Annotated in this window: 1 protein-coding gene (cut by a window edge); it reads left to right on the forward strand. The window is 66.4% G+C overall.

Annotated elements, in window-relative coordinates; translation table 11 throughout:
• On the forward strand, positions 1-12,578 hold the 5' portion of the coding sequence (locus PLD_RS12540; protein WP_159893010.1) for an SDR family NAD(P)-dependent oxidoreductase. The gene runs 2,419 nt beyond the window's last position; the window shows 12,578 of its 14,997 coding nt (coding positions 1-12,578); it begins with the start codon at positions 1-3; its stop codon lies off the right edge, out of view.

A 12,578-nucleotide genomic window follows, 5' to 3' on the forward strand; every position in this document is an offset into this window, starting at 1 on the left:
ATGGGAACAGACGCAGATCAGATAACCGCCTCCGGCGAACTCGATGGATTGGCCCGCCGCCTGCTGGCGAACCAGCTGCACTGCCTGGGGTTGCGGCGCGCCGAGGACCTGCAGCACCTGGCGTCGCAGCACGGGCATGCCACGCCGGATTATCTACAGCGCTGGCTGATGGAGAGCCTCAATCATGTCGCCGGTATCGAGACCGGCGATGCCGACGCGCTATGGCGGCAATGGCAGGCCCGCCTGCCGGGCTGGCGCCAGGCCCCTGACCTGGCGGCCAGGGCGCAGTTGCTCGACGCCTGCCTCAAAGGGCTGCCCGCGGTGTTGAAGGGAGAGCAGGCCGCGACCGGGGTGCTGTTCCCCGAGGGGTCGATGACGCTGGTGGAAGGGGTCTACAAGAACAATCGCGTTTGCGACTACTTCAATCAGGTGCTGATCGAAGCGGCCCTGGCCTATATCGAATGCCGGCCGGCGGCGGCCGAACCACTGCGCATTCTGGAAATAGGCGCCGGCACCGGCGGCACCACGGCCGGCCTGCTGGAGGCGCTGGCACCCTGGCAGGCGCAGATCGGCGAGTACTGCTACACCGATCTGTCTCACGCATTCCTGCAGCATGGCGCCGAGCGTTTTGGCGGCGACCGTCCGTTCCTGCAAACCCGGATCTTCGATGTTTCGCGCCCTTGCGCCGAGCAGGGTATCGCCGTCGGCCAGTATCACCTGGTGGTGGCGACCAATGTACTGCACGCCACCCCTGATATCCGTCAGGCCTTGCGCAACGCCAAGGCCGTGCTGCGCAAGGGCGGCCTGCTGATGCTCAATGAAATCAGTCAGGCGTCATTGTTCACCCACCTGAGCTTCGGGCTGCTCGAAGGCTGGTGGCTGTATCGCGATGGCGCCCTGCGCCTGCCGGGTTGCCCCGGATTATCGCCGGCCAGTTGGCAGGCGGTGCTGGAGCAGGAGGGCTTCGCCCCGGTGCTGTTTCCGGCGCGACAGGCGCACGCCCAGGGCCAGCAGGTCATCCTGGCCGAGAGCGATGGCCTGGTGCGCCAGCCGCTCGCCAGCAGCGAGCGCCGGGCAACGCCACGTTCCCGGCCCCAGCCAGCGGCGCTGTCCACCACTCCCCAGGAGCCGGTTGCGGTGGATGGCTGGCGGCGGCAGGTCGCCGACTACCTGTGCAACCTGGTCAGCGCCACGCTGAAGATCCCGGCAGGGAAGATGAGCCTGTCCCGGCCGCTGGAGGACTATGGCCTGGACTCGATCCTGGTGGTCAGGCTGACCCAGGCCTTCAGCGAGCATTTCGCCGCCATCGACAGTGCGCTGTTTTTCGAGGTGCCGACCCTGGCGGCGCTGACCGAGCATTTTATCCAGCACCACGCCGCCGAACTTGAGGGGTTGCTGGGCCACCCCGAGGCACCCCAGCGCGAGACCGCGCCAGGCAATGCTTCCCGGGGTGGCAGTGCGGTCACGGCGCAGAAGGGCGAGGCCCGTAAGGTGGCGATTATCGGCCTCGATGGCCGTTACCCTGGCGCAGAGTCGATGGGCAGTCTGTGGCGCAACCTGGCCGGCGGTCATAGCGCCATCGAGGAGATTGCGCCCGAACGCTGGGACTGGCGGCGCTACTTTGATGCGGAGAAGGGCAAGCCCGGCCATCTGTATACCCGCTGGGGTGGCTTTATCGAAGGCATCGATCAATTTGACCCGGCCTTTTTCCGTATCTCGCGCACCGAGGCCGAACGCATGGACCCCCAGGAACGGGTGTTCTTGCAGGTGGCCTACCATTGCATCGAAGACGCTGGCTACAACCCGGCGACCCTGCATCGCCAGGGCGAGATCGGGGTGTTTGTCGGGGTCATGAACGGCGGCTACCACCCCCTCAGCAACTACTGGTCGATTGCCAACCGGGTTTCCTACCAGTTGGACCTGCAAGGCCCGAGTTTCGTCGTCGACAGTGCCTGCTCGTCGTCGCTGACGGCGATCCACCTGGCAAGCGAAAGCCTGGCCAGTGGCAGTTGCGATGTGGCGATTGCCGGTGGCATCAACCTGATCATCAATCCACGGCATTACCTGAACCTGTGCGAAATGATGATGCTGTCCCCTGGCGATCAATGCCGGGCCTTTGGTGACGCCGCCGATGGGTTTGTCGACGCTGAAGGCGTCGGCGCGGTGCTGCTCAAGCCGCTGGATCGGGCGATTGCCGATGGCGACCGGATTTACGCGGTGATTCGTGGCAGCGCGATCAACGCCGGCGGCAAGACCAATGGCTACACCGTACCGAGCGCCGGGGCCCAGCAGCGGGTGCTGGAAAAAGCCCTGGCGCGCTCAGCCATCGACGCCAGCCGGATCAGCTACATCGAGGCCCACGGCACCGGTACCGCCCTGGGCGACCCGATCGAGATCAGCGGCCTGAGCCGGGCCTTTGCCAACAGCGCCGGGACCACCGCCGGCGGTTGCGCGATCGGTTCGGTGAAAAGCAATATCGGCCATTGCGAAAGTGCCGCCGGCGTTGCCGGATTGAGCAAGGTGCTGCTGCAGTTGCAACACCGGCAACTGGTGCCGTCGCTGCACGCCGCGCAACTGAACCCGAAGATCACTTTCGAACACACGCCGTTTCGCTTGCAACAGCAATTGGCCCCGTGGATCGCCAACGGCGCCACCCGCATCGCCGCGATCTCTTCCTTTGGCGCGGGTGGGGCCAATGCCTCACTGATCGTCGAGGAATACCTCGCCAGCGCGGACCCGCGCCCGGCGTTGCCGGGCCCCTGGCTGATCCTGTTGTCGGCCCGCGATCCGCAGCGCCTGAGTGAAGTCGCGTCGCGCCTGCTGGCTCGCCTGGGCAGCGAAGACGCTCATGCGCTGGTGCTGGCCGACCTGGCGCTGACCCTGCAAACAGGACGCGAGGCCATGGCCGAGCGGCTGGCGTTACGGGTGGAATCCGTCGCGCAGTTGCAGGATTGCCTGGCGCGATGGCTGGCGGGCGAAGAACTCGACAATGTGTTTCAGGGCCACAGCGATCCTTATGCGGCGCAGCTCGATGAGCCCGCGCCGGCGCAGATCGAGCAGTGGCTGGAACAACGCCAGCTGAACGAGCTGGCATCGGCCTGGGTACAGGGCGAAGCCATCGACTGGCAGCGGCTGTATCTCGACCGCCGTCATCGACGGCCGATGCGCATCAGCCTGCCGGGTTACCCCTTCGCCAGGAACCGCTACTGGATGCCGGGCCTGGCGCATCCGGCCTGCGACAAGCACGCCGCCGCGCCCGAGGATGGGGTCCTGGCGGAACAGGATCTGGCCCAGTGTTGTTACCTGCCGCGCTGGTTGCCCCAAGCCACAGCCGAACCGGCCACCGCCGCCGGCTCTGGCGTCATCCTGTTGCTGACCCTGGGCCCTTCGGCTGCGGCGACCGAGAGCCTGATGGCGGCGCTGGCCGAGCACTGCCACGACCGTCGGCGGTTGGTGCGGATTGACTGCGGCGCAGGTCCCAGTGGCCAACTGGCGGCCGGACATTGGCGTTGCGCCGATGATGACCCCGCGGGGTTTGAGCGGATACTCCCGGCCCTTGGCACGCTGGCGCAGGTTCTGGTGGTGGGGCCACCAGCCGCCGCCGAGATCAAGCCCTCGATGCTCGCCGACAGCCTGCAGCATCATGAGCTGCCAGTGCTCAGGCTGTTCAAGGCATTGCAGCAATTGCCTGGCGAGACGTCGACGGACTGTTTCCTGCTGTCCTTTGGGCGCTACGCCTTTGCCGGGGCGCCACAAGCGGGCAACCCGCTGGGGGCGGGCATGGCCGGGCTGGGGTATGCCATGGCCCAGAGCACGCCCCGGATCCTCCTGCGGAACCTGGACCTCAACCCCGACGAGCTTGAGACGCCCCACAGCCGGCAACGGCTGCTGGCGCAAATCCTCGGCGAGCCGGCCTCGGAGCGCGGCGAACTGATCAAGCTCAACCGCGGCGAGCGTTTCATCCAGCAGTTGACGCCCCTGGCACTGGCGCCAGGCCGCGTCAGCGCGTCGGCGCTGAAGCCGCAAGGGGTGTACCTGATCCTGGGCGGAAGCGGCGTCATCGGTCAGGTGATCAGTCGCCAATTGATCGAACACTATCAGGCCCGGGTGATCTGGCTGGGCCGCAAGAGCGCTGACAGCGAGGACATCCAACAAAGCCTCGGGGCCGCCGACTTGCGTGGCCGGGTCGAGTATCTCCAGGCCGACGCGACGGACCTGGCGCAGTTGCAGCGGGCGGTGGCGCAGGTCAAGCAGCGTCATGGGCGGATCAATGGCGCGGTGTTCAGCGCCATGGTGTTTGACTTCGAGAACAGCATCCAGCACAGCACAGAGGCGCAGTTCCAGCGCATTCTCGAGATCAAGAGTCGCGGCAGCGTGCATTTCTATCAGGCGCTGGCTGACCAGCCGCTGGATTTCCTCTGCTATTTCTCATCCGGGCAGGGCTTTGCATTCTCCGGGGCGGCCAAGCTCTCGGCCTATGCCTGCGGCATCACTTTTGCCGACGCCTTCGCCGAGGCCATGGCCCCGGCGGCGGCCTTTGCTGTCGGAGTGATCAACTGGGGGTTCTGGCGCGCTTCGCTGCAGGCGCAGGCGGTCAGCCCGCACCTGGACGCGCTCAGTGACGACGAAGGGTTTGCCTGTTTCGACCGATTTGTCGCGCACCTGGACAACGGTTCGCTGCCCCGCGTGCTGTGCATCAAGGCATCGCCGGCGGTGCGTCAGCTGATGGCCGTGCCCGAAGGGCAGTGCTGGCGCTTCGAACCGCCGACGGTGCCGCTGCAAGCGGCGCGAGCGGTGCAGCTGGACGCCGCCGAGCGCGAGCGGCTGCAACGGATCGTTGATCCGCAGATGCTCGATCAATCGATTGCCGTGCTGCTGTTGACCCAGTTGCAGACCCTGGGGATCTTCATCGCGCCCGCGGCGCGCAGTGCCGAAGCCTGGCGGCAGCAGGCCGGGATCAGCGAGCGCTATGGCCGTTGGTGGCGGGAGTGCCTGGCGATTCTCGTGGCGCACGGCTACGTGCAGCAGCAGGGTGAGCTTTTCGACCTGGCTACGCCGATTGCCCCGGCGCGGCGCGGTGCGATCCTGGCCGCCTGGCAGGCACAGCGCGATCAATATCTGCAAGACCCCGAGCGGCGGGTTCAAGCCGCCCTGATCGACGAGTGCCTGTTGCAACTGCCGCAGATTCTGACGGGGCAGGTGCAGGCCACGGACCTGCTGTTTCCGGACGGCTCGATGGACAAGGTCGAGGGCATCTACAAGCACAACAGCCTGTCGGACTTCTTCAACGAGCAATTGACCGCGCAGGTGATTGCTCATGTTCGCCGGCTGATAGAGGCCGAACCGGGGCGTCTGCTGCGCATCCTTGAGATCGGCGCCGGCACCGGAGGCACCAGCGCGGCGTTGCTGGCCGCGCTGGAGCCGCTGGCCGGGCAGATCGGCGAATACTGCTACAGCGATCTTTCCCGGGCGTTTCTACAGCACGGGGAACACTGTTTCGCCGCGGGTCGACCGTTCTTTACCACGCGGATTCTGGACATCGGCCAGGCCCCGGACAGCAGTCCGCAGGACACTGCGGCATACGACGTGGTTGTCGCCACCAATGTGCTGCACGCCACCGCCAACATGCGCAGAACTCTGGCCCATGCCCGGTCACTGCTGCGCAGCGGCGGCCTGCTGGCGCTCAACGAGCTGAACCGCAAGACCACAGCGGCCACGGTCACCTTCGGCCTGCTCGATGGCTGGTGGCTGTATGAGGATCAAGGGCTGCGCATTCCCGGCTCTCCGCTGCTCGCCGAACAGACCTGGCTCGAGCTGCTGTGGAGCAGCGGCTTCCGGCAGGTCGACCTGCTCATCCCGCCGGGGCTCACCCTGGGGCAGCAGGTCATCACCGCCCATGGCGACGGGCTGATCCTGCAAACCGTCGAACCCCAGGTGCCTGCCATGCCCATGCGCCCTACGCAAACCAAGGAGTCGATCGTGAACCAACAGCCTGCCAGTGGGAGCGGATCGTCCGCGGATGTTGCAGACAGGTTGCAACAACTGATCATCGATACCCTGGCGAAAACCCTCAAGGCTGACGGCACGGACATCGCGTTGCGCACGCCGTTCTCCGACTACGGCGTGGACTCGATTCTTGGGGTGGGCTTCATCAAGCAGCTGGGCCTCCAGCTGGGGATCAAGCTCAACAGCGCGATCCTGTTCGAGCAGGCCACGGTGAGCAAGCTGCAGCATTACCTGCAACAGGCCCATGGCGCGCAGATTGCCCAGGCGCTGGGCGCTCCGCCGGCGGCCACCGCCACAGGCCTTGCGCCGGCAGCGCCGAGCAACCCGGTCATGGCCGCCGCGCTGGCGGATGCCGATGCCTTGGGCGCCAGCCCCATGGCCAACCGCGACGCCCGCGGGCGGATTGCGGTGATTGGCATGGCCGGGCAGTTCCCCGGCGCCGATAACCTCGAGCAGCTGTGGGACAACCTGCTGGCCGGGCGCAACAGCGTGCAGGCGCTGGGGCCGGATTATCTCGATCCGCGTGCCTACAGTGCTGATAAGCAGCCGGGCAAGAGTTATTGCAATCGCGCGGGGATACTCAAGGACCGCGACTGTTTCGATCCGCTGTTCTTCAGCCTCACGCCCCACGAAGCGCAGTCGATGACCCCGCATCAGCGGCTGGTGCTGCAGGAAAGCTGGAAGGCGCTGGAGGATGCCGGGTGCAACCCGATCAGCTTGGCGGGCCAGGCGATCAGCGTTTACGTCGGCGCCGAGCCGGGCGGTTATCACCATGACTCTTTTACTGGCGGCTCCGAGGCCATCGTTGCCTCCCGGCTGTCGTACTTCCTCGATCTCAAGGGGCCGGCAATGGTCGTCAATACCGGTTGCTCGTCCTCCGGCGTGGCGATCCACCAGGCCTGTGAAAGCCTGCGCCACGGTGAGAGCAGCATGGCACTGGCCGGCGGGGTGTACGCGCTGCTCGATCAACGGGGACTGGTGAACCTGTCGGCCATCGACATGCTCAGCCCCAGCGGCCAGTGCCACGCGTTCGATGCGGCGGCCGACGGCACGGTGATCTCCGAAGGGGTCGGCATGGTGGTGCTCAAGCGCCTGGAGGACGCCGAGGCCGACGGCGACCCGATCTACGGTGTGATCGAGGCCTCGGGGGTCAATCAGGACGGCGCCAGCAATGGCATTACCGCGCCCAACGGCGAGGCCCAGGAACAGTTGATCCGCGACACCTGGCAGAAATTCGGCATCGATCCGGCACAGATCAGCTACGTCGAGGCCCATGGCACCGGCACTCGGCTCGGTGATCCGGTCGAGGCCAACGCGTTGATCCGGGCGTTTCGCGGCTTCACCGAGGCCCAGGGTTTTTGCGTATTGGGCAGTGCCAAGGCCAACCTCGGCCACGCGGCCGCCGCCGCCGGGGTGATTGGCCTGATCAAGGTGCTGCTGTCGATGGAGCAGCGCAGGTTGCCGGCCATGCCGGGCTTCGAGCGGATCAACCCTCTGATTGAACTGGAAGGGTCACCGTTTTCCATCAACCGGCAGGCGCTCGACTGGCAACCGGTGGGGGGCGAGCGATTGATGGCGGCGCTGAATTCCTTTGGCCACAGCGGCACCAACGCCCATCTGGTGATCGGTGACTACCCTTCGCTCAGCCACGCGCAGCCCAGGGCCATGCCGCCGGCGGCCGCCCGGGTGATCCCGCTGTCGGCCAAGACCGCCGACAGCCTGCGTGACAATGCCCAAGCGCTGCTGCAGTGGCTGGACAAGCGCGAGGCATCGGCGGCGCTACAGTTGACCGACGTGGCCTTTACCCTGCAGACCGGCCGTGAGCCGATGCGAGTGAGGGCGGCCCTGGTGGCCAGCGATGTTGCGCAACTGCGCAGCGCACTGGCCCGACTGGCCGCCGGCGAGGCGCCGTCGCTCGCCACTGACGACAGCGCCCACCTGGCCAGCGATTGGGCCGGTGGCGGCCAACTCGACTGGGCCGCCCTGTGGCCGCCCGGCTCGGCGAGGCGTATCCACCTGCCGGGCTACTCGTTCGCCAAAGAGCGCTACTGGGTCGATCAGGCGCCGGCAGCCGACGTCGGCGGGGTCACCCTTGAGGCACCGAGCGCGGTGGAGGAACCTGCCAGTGGCCTGTTTCTGGCCCGGCCGGTGTGGCAAGAGCCGCTGGGCGTCACCGCTGGCGCAGACGCTGAACCCGACCAACGCCTGTTGCTGTGGGTCGGCTTCAACAGCGAGCAGGTGGCGCAATTGCAGGCTCTGACCCATGCCGCGGGTGCACGCTTCAGCGGTGAAGCCCTGGCCGCCAGCTCGGCGGAGCCGGCAGCCCGTTACCAGGCCCTGGCGATTGCCCTGTTGCGGCGCTTGCAGGCGCTCAAGGGCCGGGTTCACGTGGAACTGATGATTGCCGAGCCGGCACCGGAGCATCTGCTGTACGCCGGTCTGGATGGCTTGCTCAAGAGCGCTTGCCTGGAGCAGCCGGCGCTGAGCGCCAGGTGCCTGCTGATCAAGGTCGAGGCTGACCAGCCATTGTCGAGCGCACAGCTCAGCCAACTGACGGCGACACTGGGGGAAACCCACCCGCGCGCCAGCTCGGTACTGCAGCGCAGCGGCCCCGAGGGTGAGCGCAAGGAGTTGCAATGGCAGGAACTGGCGGACGATGCCGTCCGCGGCCGCGAGCGAGAAGCGATTGCCTGGAAGGATCGCGGTGTCTACCTGATTACCGGCGGCGCCGGTGGCCTGGGGCTGATCTTTGCCAAGGCGATCGCCGAGCAATGCCGTGACGTCAGCCTGATCCTGATCGGCCGTTCGGCCCTTGATCCTCGCCAGCAGGCGCGTCTGCAGGACATACGCGACGCTGGCGCAGCCGTCAGCTACCACTCGCTCGACCTGACCGACGCCGAAGCGCTGGAGCAGTTGATCGAGGAGATCCGCCGCACGCACGGTGGCCTCAACGGTGTATTGCATAGCGCCGGGATCAACCGGGATCGGTTACTGGCCGACAAGACCGCGCAAGACATGGTCGAGGTGTTTGCCGCCAAAGTCATCGGCAGTGAACTGCTGGACCGTGCCTGTCGCCAGCTGTACCTGGATTTCTTCGTGCTGTTTTCATCCTGCTCGGCGGTGCTTGGCAGCCCTGGCCAGGCGGATTACGCCGCGGCCAATGGCTTCATGGATCAGTTTGCCGGGCTGCGCAACAAGCGTGTTGAACAGGGCGTGCGGTTCGGCCACACGTTGTCGATCAACTTTCCACTGTGGCGTGATGGCGGCATGCAGGTCAGCGCCGCCGACCGGGCCTATATCCACCGCAGCACCGGCATGCTGCCAATGCAGTCGGTGCACGGTATCCGGGCCTTGCAACTGGGCCTGAAGGCCGGCCTGGAGCGGCTGTTGGTGATTGAAGGCGACCTGCCACGGATCCGTGGGCATTTTGCCGCGGCTGCACCGGGCGATGTCGAGCAATCGCCGGTGGCGGCGCCGGTTGTGGTGGACCGCGCGCGGCTCACCGCCGCCGTCCTGGAGCGACTCAAGGCCGTCTTCTGTGTGGTCACCCAACTGCCGCCCGGCCGTGTCGAGACCCAGGCGCCGCTGGAGCAGTACGGCATCGACTCGATCATGATCACCCGTCTCAACAAGGCCCTGGAGGACGTGTTCGCGCCGATGACGCAACTACGACCGGCAGAGTACCGCTTGTCGAAAACGCTGTTTTTTGAATACCACAGCCTCGAAGCCCTGACGCATTTCCTGGTGGCCGAGCATCAACGTGCCTGCCTGTTGTGGACCGGCCTGGGCGAGGTGCCGGCCGCCGTGCCGTTGCCCAAGGCAGTTGCTGTACCGCAGCCAGCGGCTGGCGACTCGACGCCGCTGCCGGCGGCCGAGCCGATTGCAGTGATCGGCATCAGTGGCCGCTATCCGCAGGCGGCCAACCTCGACGAGTACTGGCGCAACCTCCAGGAGGGACGCGACAGCATCACCGAGATTCCAGCGCAACGCTGGGCGTTGGAAGATTTCTATGTCGATTCGGTGTCCGAGGCGCTGAAGCAAGGGCGCAGCTACAGCAAGTGGGGCGGCTTCATCGATGGCTTCGCCGATTTTGATCCGCTGTTCTTCAATATCTCACCCCGTGAAGCGCTCAATATCGATCCTCAGGAACGCTTGTTCCTGCAGTCCTGCTGGCAGGCTCTGGAAGACGCCGGGATCACTCGGGCAGACCTGGCCGGGCAGTACCAGGGCCAGGTCGGGGTGTTCGCCGGGATCACCAAGACCGGCTACAGCCTGTACGGGCCGGCGCTGCGTGAGCAAGGTCACCTGGTGTTCCCGCGGACCTCGTTCGGTTCGACCGCCAACCGGGTCTCCTACGTGCTGGACCTCAATGGCCCCAGCGAACCGGTGGACACCATGTGTTCGTCGTCGTTGAGCGCGCTGCACAGGGCCTGCGAAAGCCTGCGCCGCGGCGAGTGCCGGATGGCATTCGCCGGTGGCGTCAACCTGTACCTGCACCCCGCCAACTACGTGGAGTTGAGTGCCGGCCAGATGCTCTCCAAAGACGGCCGCTGCCGCAGTTTCGGCGAAGGCGGCAATGGCTTTGTACCGGGCGAGGGGGTCGGCTCACTATTGCTCAAGCCGTTATCCCAGGCACTGGCGGACCAGGACAACATCCATGCGCTGATCCGCGCCGTGGCGGTCAACCACGGTGGCAAGACCAACGGCTACACCGTGCCCAATCCCCAGGCCCAGGCCAAGGTGATTCGCCTGGCCATCGATCAGGCCGGGCTCGACGCTCGCCAGATCAGCTACATCGAGGCCCACGGCACCGGCACCGAGCTGGGTGACCCGATCGAAGTCAGCGGGTTGAGCCAGGCCTTTGCGCTTGACGCCGTCGACCTCGGTCACTGCGCCCTGGGCTCGGTGAAAGCCAATATCGGCCACTTGGAAGGGGCGGCCGGTATCGCCGGGGTCAGCAAGGTCATACTTCAGCTCAAGCACAAGCAACTGGTGCCAAGCCTGAATGCCGTCAGGCTCAATCCCAACCTGCGCCTGGAGGCCACACCGTTTTACCTGCAACAGACGCTCGGTGCCTGGCTGCCGAAGGGCGAAGGGCCGCGGATCGCCGGGGTCTCATCCTTTGGCGCCGGGGGGGCCAATGCCCATGTGCTGTTGCAAGAGCACGACGAGTACCGCGAGCCGCCCAGTGCCAGCGGTGCCGAGGTGATCCTGCTGTCGGCCCGTGACACTGAGCGCTTGCGCGATTACGCCCAAGCCTTGCTCAGTTATGTGCAGGCCCGGCCCTCCCTGACGGGCGCCGACCTGGCGAACCTGGCGTACACCCTGCAAACCGGTCGGGAAATGATGGCGGCGCGCCTGGGCCTGGTGGTTGACTCGCCTGCCACGCTGGCCACCCGGCTGCGCGCCTTCATCGACGGCGCTGACCTGGCGGATGCCGGCCTGTACACGGGGAATGGCCAGCGCCAGCCTCTGGCCGCCGAGAGCGATGCCGAGCGGGCCTCGCTGATTCACCGTGGGCTGGAGAGCGGTGAACTGCACACACTGCTGGCATGCTGGGTCAACGGCGAGGCCATCGACTGGTCGAGGCTGCAGGCCACGCGACCGGGGCCACGCCCTTACCGGATCAGCGTGCCGGTCTACCCCTTCGCCCGCGAGACCTTCTGGTTGCCGGGCCGCCAGGCGCTGGGCACTGGGGCCATGGCCCCACCGGCAGCCGAGCGCGCTGGCGGCGAGGCGCCGACGGGCACCGCCAGTGACCGCCTGAGCTATGTGGCGCGCTGGCAGGCCGAAGGGCAGATCGACGAGCAAGGGGGCGAGGCACGGGTTGCCGGACACCGTTGCGTGCTGATCGTCGCCGATGCCTTGAACAGGGCGGCGGCAGAAGCGATCACCGCGCAATACCTGCTTGGCAGCGGTTTTGTCACGGGCGCAGGCCGGGTGATCCGGCTTGAGCCTGGCACCCGGACCGTCGCTCTGGCGCCGGATCACTGGTCGCTGGATACGGCGGATGCGCAGGCCCTGGATCAGTGTCTGAGCACCTGCCCGGCGATCGACTGCCTGTACTTCATCGGCGCACAAGGCGAGGCCACGGACTGGCAGGCGCAGCTCGACAGCCCGCACGCCAATGAACTCCTGCTGCTGCGCCTGATCAAGTGGCTCAAGCAACACAGCACTTGTCAGGCCATCGATAGCTACATCATCAGCCAGGACAACTTCGACCTCACGGGCAGCGCGGCCAGCGCCAGTGGTGGCGGCCTGACCGGCATGGCCTACGCCATGGCCCAGGGCGAGCATCGGTTTCGCGTGCGCAACCTGGATGTCGACAGTCGTGAGCTGGCCGATAATCGACGTCGGCCACGGCTGTTGCGCCAGGTGCAGGGCGAGGCCGGGCTGGCACGCGGCGAAGTGCTATGCCTGCGTGACGGCGTGCGCTATCGCCAGGCTATTTGCAGATTGGCCTGGCAACCACCACACCCGTCGAGGTCGGACGAGGGCGCTTTTGTCACCCCGTCGCTCAAGCGTGGCGGTGTTTACTTGATCCTCGGCGGCAGCGGTACGGTGGGCGCGAT

It is taken from the genome of Pseudomonas sp. LD120 (assembly GCF_009861525.1).
In the GTDB taxonomy this organism is placed as follows: Bacteria; Pseudomonadota; Gammaproteobacteria; order Pseudomonadales; family Pseudomonadaceae; genus Aquipseudomonas.